This window comes from Streptomyces sp. NPDC028314, from assembly GCF_055565795.1.
This window is the reverse complement of the sequence record NZ_JBVHTP010000004.1, coordinates 470,274-497,265: the sequence shown is the minus strand read 5'-3', so window position 1 is coordinate 497,265 and position 26,992 is coordinate 470,274. Positions and strand designations below refer to the sequence as shown.

Here is a 26,992-nt window from a genome sequence, read left to right as displayed (position 1 = left end):
CCGGCCCTGCGCGGTGCCGGGGCGGCCCTGTGCGGCCCCGGGGCGGCCGCCTGCCGGGGGCGGCTCACCGGCCGGTCAGGTACTTCACCGTCAGGCCCGCCGTCCAGCCGCCGTCCACCGCGAGCTCGGCGCCCGTCATGTACCCGGCGGAGTCGGACAGCAGGAAGGCGACGGCGGCGGCGATCTCCTCGGGGACGCCGACGCGGCCCAGCGGCGCGCCGGGGTAGTTGCCCTCGCCGGCCTGGATGCCGACCGGGGCGGTCATCGGGGTGAGCGTCATGCCCGGGTGGACGGAGTTGACGCGGATCCGGGCCTCGGCGAGCTCGACCGCGCCGATCTTCGACAGGCCGCGCACGCCCCACTTGGAGGCGCCGTAGCCGGCGGTCAGCGCGAGGCCGGTGAGGCCGGCGGAGGAGGAGATGTTGACGATGGAGCCGCCACCGTTCGCGCGCAGCAGCGGGATCGCGGTCTTGATGCCGATGAAGGTGCCGACCAGGTTGATCTCGACGACCCGGCGGAAGTGCTCGACGCTCTCGTGCTCCAGGAACTGGCCGGTGGCCATGCCGGCGTTGTTGACCAGGCCGTCGATGCGGCCGAACTCGGCTACCGCGTGCTCCAGCGCCGCGGCCCAGTCGGCCTCGCTCGTCACGTCGTGCCTGAGGAAGCGGGCCGCCTCGCCCAGCCGTGCCGCCGTGGCGGCGCCCTCCGCCTCCAGCACGTCGGTGATCAGCACCTTGCCGCCGCCGTCCACGACGGCCTGCGCGGCGGCCGCGCCCAGCCCCCGCGCCCCGCCGGTGATGACGACGGCCTTGCCGCTCAGATCCACCACAGCCACGGTTCCACACCCCTGACGCTCGTACCCACCGATCGGCATATGACTAATCGGCATACGCCGACAGCGGCGTCAGTCTGCCAGAGCGGCCAGCGCCCGCGACACCCCTTCCTCCTTCGGCCCCAGGAACGTCGGCGCGGGCTTGAAGGTCGCGTCCACCGCCGCCTTGCCGGCCGCGAAGACCTCGCGGAAGCCGCCGTAGTACCAGGTGGCGTCATGTACGTCGGCCACCCCGACCCCGTACGAATCCACGCCCGCGGCCTGGCACAGGGCGACGGCCCGCCGGATGTGGAAGCCCTGGCTGATCAGCACCGCCCGGTGCACCCCGAAGACCTCCCGGGCGCGGACGCAGGAGTCCCAGGTGTCGAAGCCGGCGTAGTCGCTGACGATCCGGCCGTCCGGCACCCCGTGACCGGTGAGGTACCTGCGCATCGAGTCGGGCTCGTCGTACTCGGTGCGGCTGTTGTCCCCGGTGACCAGGACGACCTTGACCTTGCCGGTGCGGTACAGCTCGGCGGCCGCGTCGAGCCGGTCGGCCAGGTACGGGGTGGGCCTGCCGTTCCACAGCAGCCCGGCCCCGAACACCACGGCGACGTCGGCGGCGGGCGCCTCGGCGGTGGTGCGCAGCCTCGGCGCGGCGACGGCGTGCGTCCACGCGGAGGGCAGCAGGGCGAGCACGCAGCCGGCCATCACGGCCTGCACGGCACGTCGCCGGGCCCGTACGGTGCGGGGCAGCAGCCTGCGCGCCGCGCGCGCGATCCGGTTCAGGCGCGGTCTGCGCATGGTGGGGTCCCCCTGATGGTGATGCGGCCGGTCGGTCCTGACGGGTGGTTCGCTGGTCAGGACGCGTACGGAGATCATCCGGTTTCAGCCGCAGGCCGGCCCCCCGTACGGGCCGCAGGGGTCGCGGCCCGGCCGCGGCGGCGACGGGCGGCCCCACCGCCGCTGCCCGGTCCCCTGTGAGCAGCCGGAAAAGACCCGTCACCCCGGCGCAACGCCCCGGCAACCTCCGCCCCCCAGGATCGGTTCATGACGGAGCCGGCGCACCCTCCCGAGTACCAGTCCATCCCCCTGCCCCCCGCAACCGCCGCGGAGCTGCTGACGCGGATCACCGCCCAGCTCGGCACGCAGCTCAGCGGACTGCGCCCCCGGTACGGCCCGGTGGCCCGGCCCCACGGAGTCCACGTATGCAGCCCACCCTCGTCGCCGTGGCCCACGGCAGCCGCGACCCGCGCGCCCTCCTCACCGTCGAGGCCCTGCTCGACCGGGTCCGCGAACTCCGTCCCCGGCTCGACGTCCGCCTCGGGCACATAGAGCTGAACCGGCCGCTGCTCGGCGAGACCCTCGACGCCGCCGCCGGGGAGGCCGTCCTGGTTCCGCTGCTGCTCGGCCGCGGGCACCACGTCAAGCGCGACCTCCCCGCGGCCGCCGCCCGCGCCCGCCACCTGCGGACCCGGATCGCCGCCCCGCTCGGCCCGCACCCGCTGCTCGTCGAGGCCCTGTACGAGCGGCTGCTGGAGGCCGGCTGGACCCCCGGGACGGCGGTCGTGCTGGCCGCCGCCGGGTCCCGCGACCCGGACTCGGCCGCCGACACCCGGCGCGGTGCGGCCCTGCTGTCCGAACGCCTCGGCGGGGTGGCCGTGGTGCCGGCCTACGCCTCCGCCGCCGCGCCGACCGTGCCCGACGCCGTCCGGTCGCTGTCCGGCCGGGGCCACCACCGGGTGGCGGTCGCCTCCTGCTTCACCGCGCCCGGCCGGTTCGCCGCCGCGTGCGCCGCCGCGGCGCCCGGGCCGGCCGCGGCCCCGCTGGGCGCGCATCCCGCGCTGGCCAGGCTGGTGGTCCAGCGTTACGAGGAGGCTCTCGTACGGCAGGTGCACCCGCTGGAACTGGCCACGGCGTAGGGGCCGCATCCGGTTCGGACCCGGTCCGGATCGCCCGCCCTGTCGGCGGTTCCGGTTACCGTCTGAGCATGGAAGGCTTGGAAGGCACCACCGCACCCGTCCGTCCCCCCAGCCCCGGCAGTCCCGGCGGCCCCGAAGGCGTCTACGGCCCCGCCGACACCGAACGCTGGGCCGCCGAGCCCGACAAACGGCCCGGCCGTACGGCCTTCCAGCGGGACCGGGCCCGCGTGCTGCACTCCGCCGCGTTGCGCCGGCTCGCCGGGAAGACCCAGGTCGTCACCCCCGGCACGCGTTCGTACGACTGGGACGCGAGTCCCCGTACGCGCCTGACGCACTCCCTGGAGTGCGCTCAGGTCGGCCGGGAGCTCGGCGCGGCCCTCGGCTGCGATCCCGACCTGGTCGAGGCGGCCTGCCTCTCGCACGACATGGGCCACCCGCCCTTCGGGCACAACGGCGAGGAGGCGCTGAACGAGTTCGCGAAGGACTGCGGCGGCTTCGAGGGCAACGCCCAGTCGCTGCGGCTGCTGACCCGGCTGGAGCCCAAGCGGTTCGTGCCCGACCGGGCGACGGGCGAGCTCGTCAGCGTCGGCCTGAACCTCACCCGGGCCTGCCTGGACGCCGCCACCAAGTACCCCTGGGCCCGCGGCGACCACCCCACCGACCCGGGCTCGGTCAAGTTCGGTGCGTACGAGGACGACCTGCCGGTCTTCGCATGGCTGCGCCGCGGCGCGCCCGCCGACCGCAAGTGCTTCGAGGCGCAGGTCATGGACTGGGCGGACGACGTGGCGTACTCCGTCCACGACTTCGAGGACGGTCTGCACGCCGGGCACCTCGACCCCAACCTGCTCTTCTCGGAGCCCGAGCGCGCCTCGATCTGGCAGGTGGCGATCGGCCGGTACGTCCCGGCCGACACCGCGCCCGAGGAACTGCGCGAGGCCCTGGACCGCTTGATGGAGCAGGAGTGGTGGCCGCACGGGTACGACGGCTCGGCGATCGCCCAGGCCCGGCTGAAGGACGCCACCAGCCAGCTGATCGGCCGTTTCTGCCTGGCCGCCGAGAGCGCGACCCGTGAGGCGTACGGTCCGGGCCGGCTCACCCGGTACGCCGCCGGTCTGGTGGTCCCGCGCGAGGCGCGCAACGAGTGCGCGGTCCTCAAGGCGGTCGCGGACCTGTACGTGATGCAGCGCGACGAGCAGGAACGGGTCCGCGCGGACCAGCGCATCGTCCTGGCCGAACTCGCCGAGGCGCTCAGCGCCCGCGCACCCGAGGGCCTGGACCCCCAGTTCCGGGCGATCTTCGACGCGGCGCCGGACGACAGGGCACGCAAACGCGCGGTCATCGACCAGATCGCGGCCCTGACCGACGCCTCCGCCCGCTCCCTGCACGCCCGTCTCACCAGACGCCCCCGACGCGCCGAAGGGTGAGCCGATCGGGCCACTGCCCCTTCACGCGGCAGGCTCAGTGCGGGACGCTCGCATGTGGTCGCATGTGACGAAGAGGTTATGAGGAGGCATCAGGTGGTCGACGCACACCGGACGTTCGTCATCGTCGGCGCGGGACTCGCCGGGGCAAAGGCGGCCGAGACGCTGCGCGCCGAGGGGTTCACCGGCCGGGTGATCCTGATCGGCGACGAGCGTGACCATCCCTACGAACGGCCTCCGCTGTCCAAGGGGTACCTGGCGGGCAAGGAGGAGCGCGAGAGCGTCTTCGTCCACGAGCCGTCCTGGTACGCGCGCTCCGACATCGAGCTGCACCTGGGCCAGCCCGCGGTGCAGCTGGACCGGGACGCCAAGAAGGTGGTCCTGGGCGACGGCACCGCGCTGCACTACGACAAGCTGCTGCTGGCCACCGGGGCCGAGCCGCGCCGCCTCGACATCCCGGGCACCGGCCTGGCCGGGGTGCACCACCTGCGGCGGCTCGCGCACGCCGAGCGGCTGCGCAACGTACTGGCCTCCCTGGGCCGGGACAACGGGCACCTGCTGATCGCGGGGGCCGGCTGGATCGGCCTGGAGGTCGCGGCGGCGGCCCGCGGGTACGGCGCCGAGGTCACCGTGGTCGAGCCGGAGGCCACTCCGCTGCACGCGGTGCTCGGGCCGGAGATCGGCCGGCTCTTCGGGGACCTGCACTCCGACCACGGGGTCCGCTTCCACTTCGGTGCGCGGCTCACCGAGATCGTCGGCCACGACGGGATGGTGCTGGCCGCCCGCACCGACGACGGGGAGGAGCATCCGGCCCACGCGGTCCTCGCCGCGATCGGGGCCGCCCCGCGCACCGCGCTCGCCGAGACCTCGGGGCTGGCCCTGGTGGACCGGGAGCACGGCGGCGGGATCGCCGTGGACGCCTCGCTGCGCACTTCGGACGCGGACGTGTTCGCCGTGGGGGACGTGGCGGCCGCGCACCACCCGGTGCTGGGGACCCGGCTGCGGGTGGAGCACTGGGCGAACGCGCTCAACGGCGGGCCGGCCGCCGCGCGGGCGATGCTGGGGCAGGAGGTCTCGTACGACCGGGTCCCGTACTTCTTCTCCGACCAGTACGACGTGGGCCTGGAGTACTCGGGATACGCCCCGCCGGGCGGCTACGACCAGGTGCTGATCCGCGGGGACGTGGCCAAGCGGGAGTTCATCGCCTTCTGGCTCTCCGACGGGCGGGTGCTGGCCGGGATGAACGTGAACGTGTGGGACGTCACCGAGCACATCCAGGCCCTGATCAGGTCAAAGGCGCCGGTGGACCGGGACCGGCTTTCGGACCCGTCAGTTCCGCTTGCCTCCCTGGTGGCGGCGGAGGGGGCCTGACGGGTTTGCCGCCGCCCGGCCGTAGACTTCACGGGTGGCAGGACGGATCAACGACGACGATGTGAAGGCGGTACGGGACGCGGTCCCGATCGACGCCGTGGTCTCCGACTACCTCCAGCTCCGCAACGCGGGCGGCGGCAACCTCAAGGGCCTCTGCCCCTTCCACGACGAGAAGTCCCCGTCCTTCCAGGTCAGCCCCAGCAAGGGGCTGTACCACTGCTTCGGCTGCCAGGCCGGCGGGGACACCCTCGACTTCGTCATGAAGATCGACCACCTCTCCTTCTCGGAGGCGGTCGAGCGGCTGGCCGGCCTGGCCGGCATCACCCTGCGGTACGAGGAGGGCGGCTACACCGCCGGCACCAGCGGCCGCGGCGAGCGCATCCGGCTGGTCGAGGCGCACAAGGCCGCCGCCCAGTTCTACGTCGACCAGTTGGACAGCCCCGAGGCGGAGATCGGCCGCAAGTTCCTGGCGGAACGCGGCTTCGACCAGGCGGCGGCCGCGCACTTCAGCGTGGGCTACAGCCCGGCCGGCTGGGACCACCTGACCCGCTTCCTGCGCGGCAAGGGCTTCAGCGACAAGGAGCTGATCACCTCCGGGCTGGCCCAGGACAGCCGCAGCGGCAAGCCCATCGACCGCTTCCGCGGCCGGCTGATGTGGCCGATCCGGGACATCAGCGGCGAGGTGGTCGGCTTCGGCGCGCGCAAGCTGCGCGACGACGACAACGGCCCCAAGTACCTGAACACCCCCGAGACGGCGATCTACAAGAAGTCCCAGGTGCTGTACGGCATCGACCTCGCCAAGAAGGAGATCGCGCGGACCTCCCGGGCGGTCGTGGTCGAGGGCTACACCGATGTCATGGCCTGCCACATGGCCGGAGTCACCACCGCCATCGCCACCTGCGGCACCGCCTTCGGCGGGGACCACATCAAGATCCTGCGCCGGCTGCTGATGGACAACGCCACGGCCGAGGTGATCTTCACCTTCGACGGGGACGCGGCCGGCCAGAAGGCGGCGCTGCGCGCGTTCGAGGACGACCAGAAGTTCGCCGCCGAGACCTCGATCACCATCGCCCCCGGCGGCATGGACCCCTGCGACCTGCGGCTCGCCCAGGGCGACGCGGCCGTGTCGGGGCTGGTCGAGGCCCGGACCCCGCTGTTCGAGTTCGCGCTGCGGCACATCGTGTCCCGGCACAACCTGGAGAACCCGGCGGGCCGCGCGGCGGCGCTGGCCGAGGCCGCGCCGGTCGTCGCGAGCATCAAGGACCTCTCGATCCAGCACGAGTCGGCGGTCCAGCTGGCGGGCATGCTGGGCATCCTCGACGAGCCGTTCGTCGTCAAGCGGGTCGCGCAGCTGGCGCGGTGGGCGCGGGAGCGCGGCAACCAGCCTCAGCAGCAGGGCCGGGGCCGCCCCCAGGAGGCGCCCCCCGCCGCGCCGTCGCCGGTCGGCGGCGGCCCCGCCCTGAACCTGCGCAGCCCCGCCCACCGCACCGAGCGCGAGCTGCTCAAACTGGCCCTCCAGCGCCCGGCCCTGGTCTCCCCGGCCTTCGACGCGTACGGGATCGACGAGTTCACCGCCCCGCCCTACGCGGCGGTCCGCCAGGCCATCCAGGACGCGGGGGGCGCCTCGCAGGCCACCGACGACTACCTGGCCCGGGTCCGCGAGGCCGCCCCGAACGACACCGTCCGCGCGATGGTCACGGAACTGGCGGTGGAGGCCATCCACGCCAAGACGGTGGACGAGATCTACGCCGGGGTCCAGCTGGTGCAGGTCCGCCTGCGCGCCGTGGACCGCCGGGTCCTGGAGATCCAGGGCGCCATGACCCGCCTGAGCCCGCAGGCCCCGCCGGAGCAGCACGCGGCGGTCCAGGAGGAGCTGTGGGTCCTCCAGCAGTACGGACAGCGGCTGCGCAACCGGGGCGCCGAGGGGCTGTAGCCCCTGCCCGGGGCCGTCCCGCCGTCCCTCAGCGGCCCAGCCAGTCGCCGCCCGGGATCTCCGTGCCGGACTCGGCCAGGTCCCGGGCCAGCAGCGGGGCGGCCAGGTACACCCAGGCCAGGACCCGGGTGCCGTCCGGGCGCAGCGCCTCGCGGGCGACCCGGTCGTAGACGTTCCCCGGCCGGCCCGGGCCCTCGTACTCCTCCAGCAGGTCCAGCGCGGCCAGCAGTTCCGCGTACCTCCCCGGGGCCGGGGTGATCAGCTCGCCGGATACCGCGGAGCCGGGGCGCGGGACGGCGTACGGATATCCCGGGCCCTCGTACAGCACGGCGCCGGGCAGTGTGGCCGGCTCCTGCGCCGCGGTGCGGCCCCGCAGGAACAGGTCGTGGTTGACCTCGCCGGGGCGCAGGGTCCCGTACACGAAGAACGGCAGGGGTGTTCCGGCGGGTTCCGGCCGATCGACCGATGTCACGAGGCCCTCCCTCGACTACTACTGGACAGTCCGCAGGTCCGGCTCCCCCGGGGCCCAAGGTCCCGACTTTCCCCGCTCACCCCCACCGTACGCACCGCTGTTACACGATCTCCCGGGCCCCGTGACGAGCCCCGGCTACGGTCGGGCACCGTCCTCCTCCCCCCACACGGTTGCTCCCCCATGACGCGCTCCATCCCCCGCTCCGCCCGCCCGGCCGGCGGGGCGCCCGGCGGGCCCGACCGCCGCTTCGCCGGTTCGCTTCGCCGGTACGCCGGTGCCGGTACCCCGGTGCCGGTACCCCGGTGCGCCCGGCGCGGTTCACCCGGACGGGGTGCGCGGCCCGGAAGCCTCAGGAACGCCGATGACCTGCGATAACGCGCCGACAACGGGCGTAACTGACGCATCATCAGCAGGCAGGCTGCCGCCACCCCGGGTTACCTCGGGATCACGACCCCGCGTCCCGAGGAGTCCCCCATGCGCCGCCGCACCGCCCACGTGCTCACCGCCACCGCGCTGACCGCCGTCGCCTTCACCGGCCCGGTCGCCGGAGCGGTCGCGGCCGTGGACCTCGGCATGCCCGGCTTCGCGGCCGGCGACTTCGCCCCGTTGGAGGTCTGGCCCAAGTCCGCCCACCCCGGGGCCACCGTCACCGTCAACACCACCGCGTGCGGCCACGGCAGCCACGCCGACGGCGATGCCACCACCGTCGGCGGCGGCCGCTTCAAACTGGCGCCGGGCACCCACAAGGAGGTGGTCGTGGGGCAGTTCCAGGTCGCCCACCACATCCGCCCGGGCACCTACGACATCGGCGTGACCTGCGCGAACGGCAAGTTCGCCACCGGCGACCTGGTCGTCACCGACCACGGCCCGCAGGGCCACGTCCGGACCGGGGTGGGTGGTGGGACGACCACCACCACCGACCCCGCCAAGATCGCGGCGGGCGTGGCCGTACTGGCCGCGGCCGCCGTCGGCGGTACCTGGCTCATGCGTCGCCGGGCGAGCGGCACGCAGAGCTGACGGGCGCCCACCGCGGCTCCGGCCACGGTCCGACCGGTACCGCCCCCCGTCGCCCGCCCCGTGAGGTCCCCCCCGTTCGCGGGGCCGGGCGACGGCTCAGCCACAGGAACGGGAAGCCAAGCGCAAGGGGGCACACATGGGCACCTCCCGCGCAGCCGGCCGCGGCGGACTCCTGGCCCTGGCCGCCTGCATCGGCATCTGGCTCGTCGGCAGCGGCTCCGCCGAGACCGTCGGGCCCCCGCTGCCCTCCCCCGCGGAGGCACTGAACGCCCTGAGCGGCCAGGCCTCGTACCCCGGGAGCATCGCCCCGCTCCCCGGCTCGCCGCCCACCCGGATCCGGATCCCGGCCATCCGGGTGGACGCCCCGCTGACCGGACTCGGGCTGGAGCACGACGGCAGTCTGGAGGTGCCGCCGCCCGCCCGGCGCGAGCTGGCCGGCTGGTACCGCGAGGGCACCACCCCCGGCGCCGTCGGCACCGCCGTCATCGCGGGGCACGTCGACCACGCCACCGGCCCCGCGGTCTTCTACCACCTGGGCGCACTGCACCGCGGAGCCGCGATCGAGGTGGTGCGCGCGGACGGACGTACGGCCGTGTTCACCGTCCACGCGGTCGAGGTCTACGACGCCAAGGCCTTCCCGGACGCCCGCGTGTACGGGCCTTCGCCGCGCGCCGAGCTGCGGGTGATCACCTGCGGCGGCGGCTTCTCACCGCGCACCGGCTACCAGGGCAACGTGGTCGTCTTCGCCCACCTGACGGGAACCCACTAGGGCCCGTCAGCCCCACTGCTCGATGCCGAGCTTGACCACCAGCGCGCCGACCACCGTGAGCAGTACGGCCCGGACGAACCCGCTGCCCTTCTTGAGTGCCATCCGGGCCCCGACCATCCCGCCGGCCAGGTTGAAGGCGGCCATCAGGGCGGCCAGCTGCCACAGCACCATCCCCTGGTACGCGAACATCGCCAGCGCCCCGCCGTTCGTACAGCAGTTGACGATCTTGGCGGTGGCGGAGGCGGTGACCAGGTCGAGGTGGAGCACGGCGGTGAGGGCCAGCACCAGGAAGGTCCCGGTACCCGGGCCGATGAGGCCGTCGTAGAAGCCGATGCCCAGGCCGGCGAGGCCGATGGCGAGCAGGATCCGCTGCCGGCTCACCGGCGCGGCGGACGGGGCGGTGCCGAAGCCCGGCTTGAAGATCACCACACCGGCGACGACGACGAGTACGCCCATGATCAGCGGCCGCAGCGCGTCCTTGCTGATCCCGCCGGCCAGCAGGGCCCCGCCCATCGACCCGGCGAGCGCGGCCACGCCGATGCGGACGGCGAGCTTCACGTCCACCGGCGCCTTGCGCGCGTACGTCACGGCGGCGCCCGCGGTGCCGACGATGGCGACGGCCTTGTTGGTGCCGAGGACGGTGGCGGGGTGGGCGTTCGGCAGACCGAGCAGCAGGGCGGGCAGGAGCAGGAGTCCGCCGCCGCCCACCACGGCGTCGATCCAGCCCGCCGCCGCGGCGGCCACGCACAGCACGACGATCATGGTCGTTGATATGTCAGGCACGGCATGACCTTATGGAACCGATGGTTGCAGCGCCCATCAGTCTCCGGAAACTTGCGCAAAGGTTGAGCTTTGCCGGGCCGGCACCCGGTCCGGGGCCACCGGTGACGCCGGGTCCACGGCGGCCGTCAGCGCCGTCGCGGCCAGCACACTGGCCAGCCCGAGCCCGGCCGCGAGCCGCCGCGCGGGCGCGGCGGTGCCCGGCGCCCCGGGCCCGGCCCACAGGGCGCAGACCCTGCGCGGCCTGCGGTGCCGGGCCCGGGACGGCCCGGCGGGCGCGGGCGCGGGTACCGGCGCGGGTACCGGCGCGGGCGGGGACACGGGCAGGGGCACGGGCAGGGCGACGTGCAGCGGGTGACGCATGACGCGGGTGACCTCTCGGCGACGGACGGAGCGGAAGGAACGGAGGGGGTGGAAAGAACGGGAGGGGACGGAAGGGCTGGCTCCGGGGCTCAGTAGCCGAAGCACTCGGAGTGGATGCGCCCGGCCGGCACCCCGGCCCGCAGCAGCGCCGCCCGGGTCGCCTCCGACATCCCCGGCGGCCCGCACACGTACACGTCGTGCTCCACCAGGTCCGGCACCAGCGCCAGCACCGCCTGCGGGGCCAGCGGATCGTAAGCCGCGTCCGAGCGCCCCAGCAGGTAGTGCAGCCCCGCCCGCCGCTGCGCGGCGATGGCCTCCAGCTCGCCGCGCAGCACCAGCTGCTCCTCGGCCCCGGCCCGGTAGAGCAGCGTGATGTCCCCAGGCCCGCCGGGCAGCGTCTCGAACAGGGCCCGCATCGGGGTGATCCCGACCCCGCCCGCGATCAGCAGCACCTTCGGCCTGGTCCGCCGGGCCGCGGTGAGCGCCCCGAACGGCCCGGTCGCCAGCACCCGCGTGCCGGGCCGCAGCCGCCGGATCCGGCGGGAGTGGCCGCCGAGCGCCTTGACGGTGATCCGGAGGGTGCCGCCGCGCACCGGCGCGGACAGCGAGAACGGCAGGGCGGTGTACCAGAGCCGCCGCTGGAGGAACCGCCAGCGCAGGAACTGCCCCGGCTCCGCCCGCAGTTCCCCGAGGTGGCGCCCGTGCACGACGACGGAGACCACCCCGGGCCCCTCCGCCCGCACCTCGGCCACCCGCAGCGCGTGCCGCAGGGCCTGCCGTACGGGGACCACCGCGCGGTACCAGACCAGCAGGACGGCGACCGCCGCGTGGGCGAGGGCCCAGAACCAGGCGGCCGGCGCCAGATCGGGCCCGGCGAGCTGGTGGCCGAAGGCCAGGGCGGCGGCGAGGTAGACCAGCAGGTGCAGGCCCCGCCAGGTCTCGTGCGGGATCCGGCGCCGTACCGCGCGGGCGGAGCTCACCCCGACGGCGGCCAGCAGCGCGGTCCCGGCGCAGGCGGCGGCGAGCGCCGGGTAGCCGAGCAGCCCCCGCAGGGCGGAGAGGACGTCGGCCCCCTGGTGCACGGCGTACGCGAACAGCGCGAGCAGCCCGTGCGCGAAGCAGAGCAGCAGCACGTGACGGCCGCCCAGCGCGTGCCACCGGGCGAGCCGGTCCGCGCCGACGCCGTGCTCCACGGCGGGCACCCGGGCCATCAGGAACAGCATCACGAGGATCCCGTACCCGGCGAGCAGGCCGGTGAGGTGCGCGGCGGTGGCGAAGAGCGCGTCGAGCCGGGCCGAGGGGTGCACCTGAGCCGCCCAGAGCAGGACCACCAGCCCCGCCCCGACCGGCATCCCGCCCCTGACCAGCCCCGCCGCATCTCGCATGGCGCTCACCGTAAGCGGCCCGCAGGCCGCCGCAGCGGTCCTTAAGGCGGCCTTGAGGAACGCCTCACCGGCCCTTAACCCCTGCGCTGAGGTGCGCGTTCCGTCCGGGTAACAACGGCGATGCGGAGGGGAAACAGCGGCCGCGCACGCTCGTGCCATGACAGCGGAGCGGCAGCGTGTGGTGGTGATCGGCGGCGGCCTGGCGGGCCTGCGGCTCGCCGCACGGCTGGACGGCGGTGCGCGGGTGAGGATCCTCGGGGAGGAGCCGCACACCCCCTACAACCGCGTGCTGCTGGCCGAGGTCCTGGCCGGCCGGTACACGCCGGAGGTGACCGCCCTCCCGGCCCCCGGCCCGGCGCTGCGCCGGGGCGTGCGGGCCGTGCGCATCGACCGCGCCGACCGGCGGGTGCACTGCGACGACGGCACGGTGGAGGCGTACGACACCCTCGTCCTGGCCACCGGCTCAAACCCGGTGCTCCCGGCCCTGCGCGGGCTGTTCGAGCCCCGTGGCGGGGAACTCCCCGACGGGGTCCACGCGTTCCGCACCATGGACGACTGCCTCGCCCTCTCAGCGGCCGTACGCCCCGGCCTGCGCGCGGTGGTGATCGGCGGCGGCCTCCTCGGCGTCTCCGCGGCCCGCGCCCTGGCCGAGCGGGGCGCCCAGGTCGTGCTGGCCCAGCAGGCCGAGCGGCTGATGGAACGCCAGCTGGACGCGGACGCCTCGGCGCTCCTGCACACCCACCTGACGGCGCTCGGGGTCGAGATCCACACCGAATGCCGGGTCCGCGGGCTGTCGACGAAGACCGGGCCCGGCCCGGGCCCGGCCCGCCGGGTCGACGGCGTGGACCTGGCCGACGGGTACCGGCTCGCCGCCGACCTCGTGGTCCTGGCCTGCGGGGTGCGCCCGCGCACCGGGCTGGCGCTGGCCGCCGGGCTCGACGTGCGCAAGGGCGTGGTGGTCGACGACGGGCTGCGCACCTCCGACCCCCGGATCCACGCCGTCGGGGACTGCGCCGAGCACGACGGACGCGTGTACGGCCTGGCCGGCGCCGCGCTGGAACAGGCCGACGCCCTCGCCGCGATCCTCGGCGGACGCCCCGGCGCGTACACCGGGACCCGCGCCCTCACCCGGCTCACCCTCTCCACCACCGGGGACCACGGCCCCCTCGACCTCGCCGCCTTCGGCGAGCCGACCCCGCTCCCCGGGGACGACGTGGTCCGCCTCGCCGACGCCACCCGCCGCACCTACCGCAAGGTCGTCGTCCGGGGGGACCGCCTCGTCGGCGGGGTCCTGCTCGGCGAGCTCTCCACCGTGGGCGCCCTCGCCCGCAGCTGGGAGGACGACGAGGCCCTGAACGACCTGTCCCACCTGCTCACCGACGACGGAGGCTCCTGATCATGGCCGCAGCCACGCCCACGCCCACCCCCGCGCTCGTGCTCATCGGCCACGGCATGGTCGGGCAGCGCTACCTGGAAGCCCTCGCCGAGCGCGGGGTCACCGCCACGCACCGCATCACCGTGCTGTGCGAGGAACCCCGTCCCGCCTACGACCGGGTGCACCTGACCTCGTACTTCTCCGGCAGCACCGCCGAGGAACTGTCCATGGTCCCGGACGGGTTCATGGCGGAGCACGGGATCCGGCTCCACCTCGACGACCCCGCCGAGACCGTCGACCGGGACGCCCGCACGGTCACCTCCCGCTCCGGGCAGGTGTTCCCGTACGACGTGCTCGTCCTGGCGACCGGCAGCTACCCCTTCGTCCCGCCCGTGCCCGGCAAGGACGCCCCCGGCTGCTTCGTGTACCGCACCATCGAGGACCTGCTGGCCATCGAGGACTACGCGAAGACCCGTACGGCCGGCGCGGTCGTGGGCGGCGGACTCCTCGGGCTGGAGGCCGCCGGAGCCCTCCAGGGCCTGGGACTGGACACCCGCATCGTCGAGTTCGCCCCGCGCCTGATGCCCGTACAGGTCGACGAGGGCGGCGGCGCCGCCCTGCTGCGCACCATCGAGGGCATGGGCCTGACGGTGCACACCGGCGTCGGCACCCAGGAGGTCGTCACCGGCGAGGACGGCTCGGTGTGCGCCATGAAGCTCTCCGACGGATCGACCGTCGACACCGAACTCGTGGTCTTCTCCGCCGGCGTCCGCCCCCGCGACCAGCTCGCCCGCGACAGCGGCCTGAGCGTCGGGGAGCGCGGCGGGATCAGCGTCGACGCCCGCTGCCGCACATCCGATCCGCGGGTCTACGCCATCGGCGAATGCGCGCTGGCCGCCGACGGCCGGGTCTACGGGCTGGTCGCCCCCGGCTACGAGATGGCCGAGACCGCCGCCGACGACCTGGTGGGCCGCGACAAGGAGTTCACCGGGGCCGACCTGTCCACCAAGCTCAAGCTGCTCGGCGTGGACGTGGCCTCCTTCGGCGACGCGCACGGCGCCACCGGGGGCAGCCTCGACGTCGTGTACTCCGACTCCCGGTCCGGGGTCTACCGCAAGCTCGTCGTCTCCCCCGACGGGGTGCTGCTCGGCGGAGTCCTGGTCGGCGACGCGGACTCGTACGGCCTGCTGCGCCCGCTCACCGGCAGCGTCCCGCCCGTCTCCCCCGAACAGCTCGTCCTGCCCGCCGGAGTGGGCGCGCCCGCCGCGCTCGGCCCGTCCGCGCTGCCGGACAGCGCCGTGATCTGCTCCTGCCACAACGTCACGAAGAAGGCGATCACCGCCTGCGCCACCCTGCCCGAGGTCAAGAAGTGCACCAAGGCGGGCACCGGCTGCGGCGGCTGCCTCAAGACCATCACCCAGCTGCTGCCGGCCGCCGCCGACAAGGGGCTCTGCGGGTGCTTCCCCTTCACCCGCGCCGAGCTGTACGAGATCGTCCGCACCCGCCGCCTGACCTCCTACCAGGAGATCCTGGACGGCCACGGCCGCGAGAGCGCCCGGGGCGGTGACGGCTGCGAGGTCTGCAAGCCCGCCGTCGGCTCGATCATCGCCTCGCTCGCCCCGACCCTCGGCGCGAGCGGCTACGTCCTCGACGGGGAGCAGGCCGCCCTCCAGGACACCAACGACCACTTCCTGGCGAACATGCAGCGCAACGGCTCGTACTCGGTCGTCCCGCGCATCCCCGGCGGGGAGATCACCCCCGACAGGCTGATCGTGATCGGCGAGGTGGCCCGCGACTTCGGCCTCTACACGAAGATCACCGGCGGGCAGCGGATCGACCTCTTCGGCGCGAGCGTGGACCAGCTGCCGAAGATCTGGGCGCGGCTGGTGGACGCCGGATTCGAGTCAGGGCACGCGTACGGGAAGGCCCTGCGGACCGTGAAGTCCTGCGTGGGGCAGACCTGGTGCCGCTACGGGGTGCAGGACAGCGTCCGGATGGCCATCGGCCTGGAGCTGCGCTACCGGGGCCTGCGCGCCCCGCACAAGCTGAAGTCGGCGGTCTCCGGCTGCACCCGCGAATGCGCGGAGGCGCAGAGCAAGGACTTCGGGGTCATCGCGACCGCGAGCGGCTGGAACCTCTACGTCGGCGGCAACGGCGGAGCCACCCCGCGCCACGCCGACCTGCTGGCCCAGGACCTCTCCGACGCCGAACTGGTCCGGCTCATCGACCGGTTCCTGATGTTCTACATCCGCACCGCCGACCGGCTGGAGCGCACCTCCACCTGGCTGGAGCGGCTGGAGGGCGGCCTGGACCATCTGCGGGACGTGGTGGTGCACGACTCGCTCGGCCTGTGCTCCGAACTGGAGTCGCTGATGGCCGACCACGTGGCGCACTACCGCGACGAATGGGCCGAGACCCTCCAGGACCCGGAGCGGCTGCGCCGGTTCGTCTCCTTCGTCAACGCACCCGGAGCCCCCGACCCGACCGTGAAGTTCGTACCCGAGCGCGACCAGGTCAAGCCCGACCTGGCGATCCTGACCCTTGAGCCCGTGGGAGGCGTCCGATGACCCTGGAACTGAAGGTGGCCGACGGCTGGCTGGCGGTGTGCGACCTGTCCGCGCTGACCCCCGGGCGCGGGGTCGCGGCCCTGCTGCCGGACGGAAGCCAGGCCGCGGTGTTCGTGGACCGCGCGGGCCGCCCGTACGCCATCGGCAACCAGGACCCCTTCACCGGCGCGCACGTGCTCTCGCGCGGGCTGGTGGGATGCGCGTCGGGCCGGCCGTTCGTGGCCTCCCCGCTGCTCAAGCAGCGCTTCGACCTGGAGTCGGGGCGCTGCCTGGACGACGAGGAGGTGGCGGTCCGGACGTACCCGGTGCGGACCGCCGCGGCCGGGCCCCGCTGACGGCTCAGCCCTGGACCGCGGCCGGGTCCATCCAGACGTACTCCCACACGTGGTGGTCGAGGTCCTCGAAGGCACGGCCGTACATGAAGCCGAGGTCCGTGGCCGGACGGGGCTCGACGGCGCCGGCCGCGAGGGCCGTGTCGACGATCTCGTCGACCTTCTCGCGGCTCTCGGCGCTGAGGGCGACCATGACCTCGGTGGTCCGGGAGGCGTCGGCGACCGGCTTGGTGGCGAACTCCTTGAACTTCGCCTCGGTCAGCAGCATCGCGAAGATGGTGTCGCTGATGACCAGGCTGCCGGCCGTCTCGTCGCTGAACTGCGGGTTGAAGGAGTAGCCGAGCTTGCCCCAGAAGGCCTTGCTGGCGTCGAGGTCCTTGACCGGCAGGTTGACGAAGATCATGGTTGCGGACATCTCGGGTCTCTCTTCTCTCACGGGTGCTGTTGCGTTCGAGGGGTAGACCGAGGGGGGCCGGGAAAGTCATCGCTGCCGGCGCAAGATTTCCAAGAATCTTTTACGAGAGGCAGAACCGCAGGTCAGAAGGCCGAGCGGAGTGCTGGTGCGGCGAGGTCGATCCTCGCGTTCCACAGCCGCACCCGGCAGCTGCACCCCGCCCCCGGAGTCCCGCCGGGCCATTGACCCCGCGCCGGTCGCTCCCGCGTCATGAGGAGTTGACGTCGGAGCAACCCGACGCCCCTAGGTTCCTCGACGCGTGCGACCTCGTCGCCCACCCGGGCGCGGGGCCCTCCTCCCTCAGGAGTGACCGTGGAACGTCGTACCTTCCTGCGCGGCGCCGTCATCGGCTCCTCGGCCGCCGCCTTCGCCGGCACGCTCATGCACGGGGCCGCCTACGCCGCGCCCGCCCAGCCCGGCGCCGGGCCGTACGGGGCGCTCGGCGCGGCCGACGCCAACGGGATCATGCTGCCCGCCGGCTTCACCAGCCGGGTGATAGCCCGCTCCGGCCAGGTCGTCGGCTCCACCGGGTACACCTGGCACAGCGCCCCGGACGGCGGGGCGTGCTTCGCGGACGGGGCCGGCTGGATCTACGTCTCGAACTCGGAGATCAACCCGAGCGGCGGCGCGAGCGCGCTCCGGTTCGACTCCGCCGGCGCCGTCACCGGCGCGTACCGCATCCTCGCGAACACCCGGCAGAACTGCGCGGGGGGCAAGACCCCCTGGAACACCTGGCTGTCCTGCGAGGAGGTCAGCCTCGGCCTCGTCCACGAGAGCGACCCGTACGGCGTCAACGCGGCCGTACAGCGCCCCGCCCTGGGCCGGTTCAAGCACGAGGCGGCCGCCGCCGACCCCGTCCGCAAGGTGATCTACCTGACCGAGGACGAGACGAACGGCTGCTTCTACCGCTTCGTCCCCACCACCTGGGGCAACCTCTCCGCCGGCACCCTCCAGGTCCTCCAGGCCGGAAGCGGCACCTCCGGCTCCTTCACCTGGGCCAACGTCCCCGACCCGGACGGCTCCCCGACCGCCACCCGAAGCCAGGTCTCCGGCGCCAAGAAGTTCAACGGCGGCGAGGGCTGCCACTACGCGGGCGACACCGTCTGGTTCACCACCAAGGGCGACAACCGGGTCTGGCAGCTCGACCTCGCCGCGGGCACCTACGCGCTGGCCTACGACGACTCCCTCGTCCCCGGCGGCGCGGCGCCGCTGACGGGCGTGGACAACGTCACCGGGTCCACGTACGGCGACCTGTACGTCGCCGAGGACGGCGGCAACATGGAGGTCTGCGTGATCACCCCGGACGACGTGGTCGCCCCCTTCCTGCGGATCACCGGCCAGTCCTCCTCGGAGATCACCGGCCCGGCCTTCTCCCCGGCGGGCAACCGGCTGTACTTCTCCAGCCAGCGCGGCACCACCGGCAGCTCCTCCGCCGGCATCACGTACGAGGTCACGGGCCCGTTCCGCCTCTAGAGCCTCGCCGCCACCCCCAGCCCCGCCGACGTTCGAGGCGCGGAGGCTCGGGGCAGCGCCCCCGCAACGGACCGGCACCCGCACCACCGGCCGCACCCCCACGGGCCCGACCCGCAGGGGTGCGGCCCCGTCAGGAGGCCACGGCGCCGCCCTTGAGGAGGGCCGCTCCCAGCGGGGTCACCGTGTGCAGGACCGCGTTGCCGCGGCGCAGGGTGGTGACCAGGCCGGCCTCGCGCATCACGCAGGCGTGCTGGCTCGCCGAGGCCAGGGAGACCCCGGCGCGGCGGGCCAGTTCGCTGGTGGTGGCGCCGTCGCCGATGGCCCGCAGCACCACCGAGCGGGTGTGCCCGACGAGCTTGCCCAGGGTCCGCTGGCGCTGCTCCTCCACCGGCCGGGCCGCCTCTCCCCCGGCCGGTGCGGAGGCCAGCTGGGCCGCCGCCGGGTAGACCAGCACCGGCGGCAGCTCCGGGTCGTGCAGGGTCACCGCGGTGCGCCGGCAGAAGAAGGACGGCTGGAGCAGCAGCCCGCGCCCCCGTAGCCGTACGTCCCGGTCCACGGGGTAGTCGCACTCCAGGACCGGAGCCCGCCAGCGCAGCATCGGCGGCAGCGAGGCCAGCAGCTCGTCCGCGCCGCCGTCCAGCAGGGCCCGGCCCCGCGCGGCCCGCTCGGCCTCGATCTGCGCCTGGATGTGCGTCCAGTACGGCTCCACGGCCGCCCGGTGGTACCCGCGCAGCTCGCCCAGCAGCCTCGGCAGGTGCTTGGTGCCGCCGTCCATGAACTCCCGCAGCCGCCGCGGCACCCCGGCGTCGACGCTCGCGCCCATGCCCGACGGCATGCCGAACGCGGCCCCGACGCCCGCTCCCGCGCCCAGCAGCGCCAGCTCCCGCCGCATCCGCTCGGGACGGATCCCGCGCAGCGCGTCGAGACCGACGTCCCACCCGTACTGACCCTCTACCGGAGTCAGGAAATCCGGGAAATAGCCGCGTCCCGGTATCAGCGCGCCGAGGAGCCTTGTTTCACTATTCAACCGGCTCCGTGTTTCCGTACGCCATTCACCGAACAGCCGGGCATCGCGCCGGTCTCTTAAGCGGTGAAAACTGAGAATCGTCTCCCACAACGCATCCGGACGTCCTGCCATCCGTACGCGTGCGAGATCCACTCCCGTGAAATGGATACGAAGCACCGAACCCCCACCTGTGCAACCGCAATCCCCCCGCCTCATGAGTATGCATGCCGTCACACGTGGTCACCACGCCCTTTCGGCCACAGTTGAAACCCCTTTCGGCAGGGGCGTGACAACCGAAATCCTGTACTCCGCCAGACACACTCCGGTGCGACCGAAACGCTCCGCGAAGGCCGTGGGGGGCTTTGCGGGGCCTGGCGGTCGGTCGCACGGGGAAGCGCCGACGTGCCTGGCAGATAGGCGGCAGGCGGTGGACGGGTGGGGATCCGTCCACCGCCTGGTGCCGTAAAGACTTTGTTGAATACGGGCCTTCCCGGAAAGCAGACCGCGCCCACCCCCGGGTGGTCAGGAAACCCGGGGACAGGCGCGGTCAGTGGGGACCGATAGCGGTCGGGCTGGGCCCCCACACGGCCGGGCCGCCGTTCGTGCGACGGCCCGACCACGGCCCGAGGGCCGTGTCAGTGGGGCTCAGCGGCTGTCGGAGCCCTTCGACTCGGCGGCCGCGCGGCCGGCCTCCAGGCGCGCCACCGGGATCCGGAACGGCGAGCAGGAGACGTAGTCCAGGCCGACCTCGTGGAAGAAGTGGACCGACTCCGGGTCGCCGCCGTGCTCTCCGCAGACGCCGAGCTTGAGGTCGGGGCGGGTCGCCCGGCCGGCCTCGACGGCACTGCGGACCAGGGAGCCCACGCCGTCCTTGTCGATGGTCTCGAAGGGCGAGACCCCGAAGATGCCCTTCTCCAGGTACGCGGTGAAGAAGCTGGCCTCGACGTCGTCGCGGGAGAAGCCCCACACCGTCTGGGTCAGGTCGTTCGTACCGAAGGAGAAGAACTGCGCGGCCTCGGCGATCTGGCCGGCGGTCAGCGCGGCGCGCGGCAGCTCGATCATCGTGCCGATGCTCAGCTTGAGCTTCGTGCCGGTGGCGGCCTCGACCTCGGCGATGACCCGGTCGGCCTCCTCGCGGACGATCTCCAGCTCCTGGACGGTGCCCACGAGCGGGACCATGATCTCGGCGCGCGGGTCGCCCTTGGCGTTCTTGCGCTCGGCCGCGGCCTCGGCGATGGCCCGGACCTGCATGGCGAACAGACCGGGGATGACCAGGCCGAGACGGACACCGCGCAGACCCAGCATCGGGTTCTGCTCGTGCAGCTTGTGCACGGCCTGGAGCAGGCGCAGGTCGTTCTCGTTGGCGTCCTTGCGGGACTCGGCAAGGGCGACGCGCACCGACAGCTCGGTGATGTCGGGCAGGAACTCGTGCAGCGGCGGGTCGAGCAGGCGGACGGTGACGGGCAGCCCGTCCATCGCCTCGAACAGCTCGACGAAGTCCTTCTTCTGAAGCGGCAGGAGGGCACTCAGTGCCGCCTCGCGCTCCTTGTCGGTGTCCGCGAGGATCAGGTGCTCGACCAGTTCGCGGCGCTCGCCGAGGAACATGTGCTCGGTGCGGCACAGGCCGATGCCCTGGGCGCCGAAGCGGCGGGCGCGCAGCGCGTCCTCGGCATTGTCGGCGTTGGCGCGCACGCGCAGGCGGCGGACGCGGTCGGCGTACGCCATGATCCGGTGCACGGCGGCGACCAGCTCGTCGGCGTCGTCGGCGCCGGCGTGCATGCGGCCCTCGAAGTACTCGACGACCGGGGACGGTACGACGGGTACCTCGCCGAGGTAGACCTTGCCGGTGGAGCCGTCGATGGAGACGACGTCGCCCTCTTCGATGACCGTCCCGCCGACCGTCATCCGGCGGCGCTTGGTGTCGACCTCGAGGTCTTCGGCGCCGCAGACGCAGGTCTTGCCCATGCCGCGGGCCACGACCGCCGCGTGCGAGGTCTTGCCGCCGCGCGAGGTCAGGATGCCCTCGGCGGCGATCATGCCGTCCAGGTCGTCGGGGTTGGTCTCGCGGCGGATCAGGATGACCTTCTCGCCGGAGCGGGACCACTTGACGGCCGTGTACGAGTCGAAGACGGCCTTGCCGACCGCCGCGCCCGGGGAGGCGGCGATGCCGCGGCCGAGGAGCTCGGTCTTGGCGTTCTCGTCGAAGCGCGGGAACATCAGCTGCGCGAGCTGGGCGCCGTTGACGCGCTGCAGGGCCTCGGCCTCGTCGATCAGGCCCTGGTCTACGAGCTGGGTGGCGATCCGGAAGGCGGCGCCGGCGGTGCGCTTGCCGACGCGGGTCTGGAGCATCCACAGCTGACCGCGCTCGATCGTGAACTCGATGTCGCAGAGGTCCTTGTAGTGGGTCTCCAGCGTCTCCATGATCGTCATGAGCTGGTCGTACGAGGCCTTGTCGATGCCCTCCAGGTCCGCGAGCGGCACGGTGTTGCGGATGCCCGCGACCACGTCCTCGCCCTGCGCGTTCTGGAGGTAGTCGCCGTAGACGCCCTGGTGGCCGCTGGCGGGGTCGCGGGTGAAGGCGACGCCGGTGCCGGAGTCCGGGCCGAGGTTGCCGAAGACCATGGAACAGATGTTGACGGCGGTGCCCAGGTCGCTCGGGATGCGCTCCTGGCGGCGGTAGAGCTTGGCGCGGTCGGTGTTCCAGGAGTTGAAGACCGCCTCGACGGCGAGGTCGAGCTGCTCGCGGGCGTCCTGCGGGAACTCGCGGCCGGCCTCGGCGGAGACGATCTTCTTGAACTGCTTGACCAGCTTCTTGAGGTCGGCGGCGTCGAGGTCGGTGTCGACGGTGACCTTCTTGGCGGCCTTGGCCGCGTCCAGCGCGTCCTCGAAGAGCTCGCCCTCGACACCCAGGACGGTCTTGCCGAACATCTGGATGAGGCGGCGGTACGAGTCCCACGCGAAGCGCTCGTTGCCGGCCTGGGAGGCGAGGCCGGTCACGGACTCGTCCGAGAGGCCGATGTTGAGGACGGTGTCCATCATGCCGGGCATCGAGAACTTCGCACCGGAGCGCACGGAGACCAGCAGCGGGTCGTCCGACTGGCCGAGCTTCTTGCCCATCTTCGCCTCGAGGGCGGCAAGGTGCGTGCTGACCTCGTCGCGCAGCTCGGCCGGAGCCTCGCCGCTGTCGAGGTAGACCTTGCAGGCCTCGGTGGTGATGGTGAAGCCGGGAGGGACCGGGAGACCGAGGTTGGTCATCTCGGCGAGGTTGGCTCCCTTGCCGCCGAGAAGGTCCTTGAGGTCCCGGTTGCCCTCGGTGAAGTCGTAGACGAACTTCTGATCTTTGTTTTCCGACACGGGTCTCGACTCCTCGAGGACTCGGGTGGCTGCCCTGACGGCGAGGAACATACCCAGATCGAAGGCTTCTGGGTACGTCCACTTGGTCGTCATGCGGCCGTAACCACCCGTGCGCCAGCCAATCGAAAGTAACCCATGAGTAATGCGAAGGCCCGAAGTGCGTTCAGATCCCGAAGGCGAAGGGCCTGAAATCACGGCGATCACGCTCGGATGAGCGATCATCGATACATTTGCGTTCAAGTGTTGAACGCACAAAGGGTGGCACCCAGTGCCACCCTTTGAAAGTCTTACCCGTGACTTTGCCGCTCATCTGAGCGAAACCTCTCCCATGCGTGGCGTATATCACGCGACACGGAGGGCGATTTGTCCACCTCTCCTCAGCCTCCGGAGGTGTCGAGCTCGGCTTCCTCGGTCACACCCGCGCAGTCGTACGGATCCTTCAACCAGCCGTCGGGCAGGACAACCCGGTTGTTTCCGGACGTCCGGCCGCGCGGGCCGTCGGCACTCTCGGGCCAGGCCTGATCCAGATCCAGCTCGCTCAGATGAGCGTCCAGTTCGGCGAGGGAGGAGGTGACCGCCAGCTTCTGGCGCATCTCGGAGCCGACCGCGAACCCCTTGAGGTACCAGGCCACGTGCTTACGGAAGTCGATCACCCCGCGCGCCTCGTCGCCGATCCACTCCCCCAGCAGCTGCGCGTGCCGGTGCATCGCAGCGGCCACCTCGCGCAGGGTCGGCTTGTGGAAGTCCTCCGGGCGCCCCTCGAAGGCCGCCACCAGGTCGTTGAACAGCCACGGCCGCCCCAGGCAGCCCCGGCCCACGACCACGCCGTCGCAGCCGGTCTCGCGGACCATGCGCAGCGCGTCCTCGGCGCACCAGATGTCGCCGTTGCCGAGCACGGGGATCTCCGGCACGTGCTCCTTGAGCCGCGCGATGGCGTCCCAGTCGGCGGTGCCGCCGTAGTGCTGGGCGGTGGTGCGCCCGTGGAGCGCGATGGCGGTGACCCCCTCCTCGACGGCGATCCGGCCGGCGTCGAGGTAGGTGAGGTGCTCGTCGTTGATGCCCTTGCGCATCTTCATGGTGACCGGCAGGTCGCCGGCGCCCGCGACGGCCTCGCGGAGGATCGCGCGGAGCAGGTTGCGCTTGTACGGGAGGGCCGAGCCGCCGCCCTTGCGGGTGACCTTGGGAACCGGGCAGCCGAAGTTGAGGTCGATGTGGTCGGCGCGGTCCTCTTCGACGATCATGCGGACGGCCTTGCCGACCGTCGCCGGGTCGACCCCGTACAGCTGGATCGAGCGAGGCTTCTCGGTCTCGTCGAAGTGGATCAGCTGCATCGTCTTCTCGTTGCGCTCGACCAGGGCGCGGGTCGTGATCATCTCGCTCACGAACAGCCCCTTGCCGCCGGAGTACTCGCGGCAGAGGGTACGGAACGGGGCATTCGTGATGCCGGCCATGGGCGCGAGCACCACCGGGGGCTGCACGGTGTGCGGGCCGATCGCGAGGGGCGGAGGAAGCGTGGTCATCCCCCCATTGTCGCATCACGCATGTCGTTAGTTAGCCGTACTATCGGCGCATGCGTGACTTGAGCCCCAGGCGGCGCATGCTCGTCCTGGCGATCTGCTGCATGAGCCTGCTCATCGTCAGCCTCGACACCACCGTCCTGAACGTCGCCCTGCCCTCCATGCGGCGAGAGTTCGACGCCTCGGTCGCGGGCATGCAGTGGACGATCGATGCCTACACCCTGGTCCTGGCCTCGCTGCTGATGCTCTCGGGGTCCATGGGCGACCGGATAGGGCGCCGCAAGGTGTTCACCGCCGGCCTGATCCTCTTCACCGCCGGCTCGGTGCTGTGCTCGCTGGCGCCGGGCCTGGAGTGGCTGATCGTCTTCCGGATGATCCAGGCCATGGGCGGCTCCATGCTCAACCCGGTGGCCATGGCCATCATCGCCAACACCTTCACCGACCCGAAGGAGCGCGCCCGCGCCATCGGGATCTGGGGCGGGGTGGCCGGCATCTCGATGGCCCTGGGCCCGCTGATCGGCGGACTGCTGGTCGACTCCGTCGGATGGCGGTCCATCTTCTGGGTGAATCTCCCGATCGGGCTCGTCGCCCTCGTCCTGACCCTGCGCTACGTCCCCGAGTCCCGCGCCGAGCGGCCCCGCCGCTCGGATCCGGTGGGGCAGCTGCTGGTCATGGCGCTGCTCGGCTCACTGACGTACGGGATCATCGAGGCCCCGGCGGCCGGCTGGACGTCGCCGCTGATCCTCGGCTGCGCGGCCGTCGCGGTGGCCTCGCTGGCGGGGCTGCTGGTGTACGAGCCGCGGCGGGCGGAGCCGCTGATCGACCCGCGGTTCTTCCGCAGCGCCCCGTTCAGCGGGGCGACGGTGATCGCCGTGAGCGCCTTCGCGGCGCTGTCCGGGTTCCTCTTCCTGAACACCCTGTACCTCCAGGAGGTGCGGGGGCTCAACGCCCTGCACGCGGGGCTCTACATGCTGCCGATGGCGGTCCTGGCCTGCGTCTGCGCCCCCGTGTCGGGCCGCCTCGTCGCCGGCGTCGGGCCACGGCTGCCGCTGGTGGTGGCGGGCGCCGGGACGGCGGCGAGCGGGCTGCTGTTCGCGGCGTTCTCGGCGGAGACCTCGACCCCGCTGATGTTCGCCGGGTACGTGCTCTTCGGACTCGGCTTCGGCATGGTCAACTCGCCGATCACCAACACGGCGGTCTCCGGGATGCCCCGGGCGCAGGCCGGGGTGGCGGCGGCGGTGGCCTCCACCAGCCGCCAGACCGGCGGCACGCTGGGCGTCGCCGTGATCGGCGCGGTCCTGGCGGCCGGCACGGCGCACGGCGGGAGCTTCACGGCGGCGGCCCGCCCGGCCTGGTGGATCATCACGGCCTGCGGGGTGCTGGTCCTCCTGGTCGGCCTCCTGACCACGGGCCCCTGGGCCCGCGCAACGGCCGTCCGCACGGCCGCCACCTTGGAAACCCCGGACGAGAAACCCGCCCCTACCCGGGTCTAGGAAACCCTGCCGTCGCGGGTCGACGAACCCCGCTTTCGCGGGTCGACGAAACCCTGCCTTCGCGGGTCAAGGGGGCGACCTGGGAGCCCGGGCAAGGGCCCAGCCGAAGCGGGCACCGGGCGAGTGAGCCGAAGGGGCGCGCCTGGGGAACAGGTCCGAGCGCGCGGAGGAAACGCGAGGAACGAGCGTTTTCCAGCACGCACGGACCTGTGAGCCAGGCTGCAAGCGCCCCGGAGGCGAACCGAGCCCCGATTATTCAGCGCAGTCGAAGTCGTCCGCGTGCGAGTCGATGCGGGCCAGCAGGCCGCGCAGGCTGTCCCGATCGGCGTCCGAGAGGCCCGAGAACAGCCCCTGCTCCACCGCGTCGAGGGCCGCGTTCGTCTTGCCCAGGGCGGCGGAGCCCGCTGCGGTGATGCCCACGTTGTGGCGGCGTCGGTCGGCCGGGTCGCGGCGGCGTTCGGCCAGGCCGTCGCCCTCCAGGTCGTTGAGGATCCCCACGAGCACGCTCGGGTCGACCTCCAGCCGCTCGGCGAGCGCCCGCTGGCTGATGGGGCCGCCTTCCAGGTGCATCAGCGTCATGGCGTGCCGGGGGGTGAGCCCGGCGGCGCTGAGCGCCTTCTTCATGCGGGTCTGGGTGACCGCGCCGTGCCAGGCCAGCAGCAGGCCGAGCCTCTGCGGCGGTTGCGGGGCGTCCTGCGCTGCCGTCATGCCCCACATCGTAGCAAGCGGGAAATGATTGCGATCAATAGATCGTTGATGCTATTCAATGGTTTTACATCTTCGACCGTTGGAGCCCGTCATGTTCATCGCCTACGCCGTCGTCGGCGGCCTGCTCGCCCTCGTCCTCGCCGCTTCCGCGACCTTCACCCTCCAGCGCAACGAGGCGGTCGTCGGCGGCATGCGCAAGGTCGGGGTCCCGGATTCCTGGCTGCCGCGCCTGGCCGCGCTGAAGGCAGCCGGCGCGGTGGGCCTGGTCGCGGGCCTGTGGCTGACACCGCTCGGCATAGCGGCAGCCCTCGGCGTGACCCTCTACTTCGTCGGCGCGGTCATCAGTCACCTGCGGGTCAAGGACTTCGAGCTCGCCCCCGCGGCCGTCCTGACCCTGGTCGCCGCGGCGGCACTGGTCCTCCGGATCGCCTCCTAGCCCGCCCCCTGGCTCGCCTCCCCGGCCCACCCT

General features: G+C 72.9%; 22 protein-coding genes and 1 pseudogene. 12 read left to right on the top strand and 11 right to left on the bottom strand.

Annotation, left to right across the window (positions count from 1 at the left end; all coding sequences use genetic code 11):
* Window positions 1–64: 64 nt before the first annotated feature.
* On the bottom strand, window positions 65–829 hold the full coding sequence (locus tag ACZ4TG_RS13145; RefSeq protein ID WP_468162119.1) for a glucose 1-dehydrogenase: 765 nt from the start codon (window positions 827–829) through the stop codon (window positions 65–67).
* Window positions 830–904: 75 nt separating this feature from the next.
* The gene (locus ACZ4TG_RS13140; RefSeq protein ID WP_468162035.1) at window positions 905–1,615 is read right to left on the bottom strand and encodes a SanA/YdcF family protein; all 711 of its coding nucleotides are present in this window, start codon (window positions 1,613–1,615) and stop codon (window positions 905–907) included.
* Window positions 1,616–1,861: 246 nt separating this feature from the next.
* Between ACZ4TG_RS13140 and ACZ4TG_RS13135 the strand changes: the two are divergent.
* The 4 genes and pseudogenes from ACZ4TG_RS13135 (at window position 1,862) to dnaG (ending at window position 7,458) form a co-directional block, all read left to right on the top strand.
* Window positions 1,862–2,733, top strand: a pseudogene (locus ACZ4TG_RS13135) (sirohydrochlorin chelatase).
* Between the two features lie 68 nt (window positions 2,734–2,801).
* Window positions 2,802–4,157 (top strand): deoxyguanosinetriphosphate triphosphohydrolase, encoded by a 1,356-nt coding sequence (locus tag ACZ4TG_RS13130; protein ID WP_468162034.1) that lies wholly within the window; start codon window positions 2,802–2,804, stop codon window positions 4,155–4,157.
* 93 nt (window positions 4,158–4,250) lie between these two features.
* Window positions 4,251–5,525, top strand: a complete 1,275-nt coding sequence (locus tag ACZ4TG_RS13125; RefSeq protein ID WP_468162033.1) for an NAD(P)/FAD-dependent oxidoreductase — start codon at window positions 4,251–4,253, stop codon at window positions 5,523–5,525.
* 34 nt (window positions 5,526–5,559) lie between these two features.
* Complete coding sequence (dnaG, locus tag ACZ4TG_RS13120) at window positions 5,560–7,458, top strand: DNA primase (protein ID WP_468162032.1); 1,899 nt, start codon at window positions 5,560–5,562, stop codon at window positions 7,456–7,458.
* A 28-nt stretch (window positions 7,459–7,486) separates the two neighbouring features.
* Here the strand turns inward: dnaG and ACZ4TG_RS13115 are convergent, their stop codons facing one another.
* Window positions 7,487–7,930 carry a gamma-glutamylcyclotransferase family protein gene (locus ACZ4TG_RS13115; protein ID WP_468162031.1) on the bottom strand — a complete coding sequence of 148 codons (444 nt, stop codon included), beginning with the start codon at window positions 7,928–7,930 and terminating at the stop codon, window positions 7,487–7,489.
* A gap of 474 nt (window positions 7,931–8,404) precedes the next feature.
* Here ACZ4TG_RS13115 and ACZ4TG_RS13110 point away from each other — a divergent pair, with 474 nt between their 5' ends.
* Entirely contained in the window at window positions 8,405–8,947 is a 543-nt protein-coding gene (locus ACZ4TG_RS13110; RefSeq protein WP_468162030.1) for a hypothetical protein, read from the top strand.
* A gap of 136 nt (window positions 8,948–9,083) precedes the next feature.
* Window positions 9,084–9,716: a class F sortase gene (locus tag ACZ4TG_RS13105; protein WP_468162029.1), complete on the top strand. Its 633-nt coding sequence runs from the start codon at window positions 9,084–9,086 to the stop codon at window positions 9,714–9,716.
* 6 nt (window positions 9,717–9,722) lie between these two features.
* On the opposite strand, the gene ACZ4TG_RS13100 is transcribed toward ACZ4TG_RS13105, so the two are convergent.
* From ACZ4TG_RS13100 to ACZ4TG_RS13090, 3 genes are all read right to left on the bottom strand, one after another.
* Window positions 9,723–10,499: a sulfite exporter TauE/SafE family protein gene (locus ACZ4TG_RS13100; protein ID WP_468162028.1), complete on the bottom strand. Its 777-nt coding sequence runs from the start codon at window positions 10,497–10,499 to the stop codon at window positions 9,723–9,725.
* A 36-nt stretch (window positions 10,500–10,535) separates the two neighbouring features.
* Window positions 10,536–10,859, bottom strand: coding sequence for a hypothetical protein (locus ACZ4TG_RS13095; protein ID WP_468162027.1), 324 nt, complete (start codon window positions 10,857–10,859; stop codon window positions 10,536–10,538).
* 89 nt (window positions 10,860–10,948) lie between these two features.
* A complete protein-coding gene (locus ACZ4TG_RS13090) occupies window positions 10,949–12,244 on the bottom strand; it encodes a ferredoxin reductase family protein (RefSeq protein WP_468162026.1) in 1,296 nt (431 codons plus the stop codon).
* Between the two features lie 157 nt (window positions 12,245–12,401).
* On the opposite strand from ACZ4TG_RS13090, the gene ACZ4TG_RS13085 reads away from it, so the two are divergent.
* The 3 genes from ACZ4TG_RS13085 to nirD are packed head-to-tail and all read left to right on the top strand — an operon-like array spanning window position 12,402 to window position 16,521.
* Window positions 12,402–13,640 (top strand): NAD(P)/FAD-dependent oxidoreductase, encoded by a 1,239-nt coding sequence (locus ACZ4TG_RS13085; protein ID WP_468162025.1) that lies wholly within the window; start codon window positions 12,402–12,404, stop codon window positions 13,638–13,640.
* 2 nt (window positions 13,641–13,642) lie between these two features.
* Entirely contained in the window at window positions 13,643–16,186 is a 2,544-nt protein-coding gene (nirB, locus tag ACZ4TG_RS13080) for a nitrite reductase large subunit NirB (protein WP_468162024.1), read from the top strand.
* Window positions 16,183–16,521 carry a nitrite reductase small subunit NirD gene (gene nirD, locus ACZ4TG_RS13075; RefSeq protein WP_468162023.1) on the top strand — a complete coding sequence of 113 codons (339 nt, stop codon included), beginning with the start codon at window positions 16,183–16,185 and terminating at the stop codon, window positions 16,519–16,521. Before nirB ends, nirD begins: the two co-directional genes overlap by 4 nt.
* A gap of 4 nt (window positions 16,522–16,525) precedes the next feature.
* Here nirD and ACZ4TG_RS13070 read toward each other — a convergent pair whose 3' ends face one another.
* Window positions 16,526–16,933 (bottom strand): VOC family protein, encoded by a 408-nt coding sequence (locus ACZ4TG_RS13070; protein ID WP_468162022.1) that lies wholly within the window; start codon window positions 16,931–16,933, stop codon window positions 16,526–16,528.
* A 351-nt stretch (window positions 16,934–17,284) separates the two neighbouring features.
* Here ACZ4TG_RS13070 and ACZ4TG_RS13065 point away from each other — a divergent pair, with 351 nt between their 5' ends.
* Window positions 17,285–18,445, top strand: a complete 1,161-nt coding sequence (locus ACZ4TG_RS13065; protein WP_468162021.1) for an alkaline phosphatase PhoX — start codon at window positions 17,285–17,287, stop codon at window positions 18,443–18,445.
* Between the two features lie 130 nt (window positions 18,446–18,575).
* Here ACZ4TG_RS13065 and ACZ4TG_RS13060 read toward each other — a convergent pair whose 3' ends face one another.
* From ACZ4TG_RS13060 to dusB, 3 genes are all read right to left on the bottom strand, one after another.
* Window positions 18,576–19,628, bottom strand: coding sequence for an ArsR/SmtB family transcription factor (locus ACZ4TG_RS13060; RefSeq protein WP_468162020.1), 1,053 nt, complete (start codon window positions 19,626–19,628; stop codon window positions 18,576–18,578).
* 468 nt (window positions 19,629–20,096) lie between these two features.
* Window positions 20,097–22,805 carry a pyruvate, phosphate dikinase gene (gene ppdK / locus ACZ4TG_RS13055; RefSeq protein ID WP_468162019.1) on the bottom strand — a complete coding sequence of 903 codons (2,709 nt, stop codon included), beginning with the start codon at window positions 22,803–22,805 and terminating at the stop codon, window positions 20,097–20,099.
* A 377-nt stretch (window positions 22,806–23,182) separates the two neighbouring features.
* The gene (gene dusB / locus ACZ4TG_RS13050; RefSeq protein ID WP_468162018.1) at window positions 23,183–24,325 is read right to left on the bottom strand and encodes a tRNA dihydrouridine synthase DusB; all 1,143 of its coding nucleotides are present in this window, start codon (window positions 24,323–24,325) and stop codon (window positions 23,183–23,185) included.
* Window positions 24,326–24,375: 50 nt separating this feature from the next.
* On the opposite strand from dusB, the gene ACZ4TG_RS13045 reads away from it, so the two are divergent.
* The gene (locus ACZ4TG_RS13045; protein ID WP_468162017.1) at window positions 24,376–25,815 is read left to right on the top strand and encodes an MFS transporter; all 1,440 of its coding nucleotides are present in this window, start codon (window positions 24,376–24,378) and stop codon (window positions 25,813–25,815) included.
* Between the two features lie 252 nt (window positions 25,816–26,067).
* Here ACZ4TG_RS13045 and ACZ4TG_RS13040 read toward each other — a convergent pair whose 3' ends face one another.
* A complete protein-coding gene (locus ACZ4TG_RS13040) occupies window positions 26,068–26,523 on the bottom strand; it encodes a MarR family winged helix-turn-helix transcriptional regulator (RefSeq protein WP_468162016.1) in 456 nt (151 codons plus the stop codon).
* 91 nt (window positions 26,524–26,614) lie between these two features.
* Between ACZ4TG_RS13040 and ACZ4TG_RS13035 the strand changes: the two genes are divergently transcribed.
* Complete coding sequence (locus ACZ4TG_RS13035; protein ID WP_468162015.1) at window positions 26,615–26,959, top strand: DoxX family protein; 345 nt, start codon at window positions 26,615–26,617, stop codon at window positions 26,957–26,959.
* The last annotated feature ends 33 nt before the right edge of the window (window positions 26,960–26,992 follow it).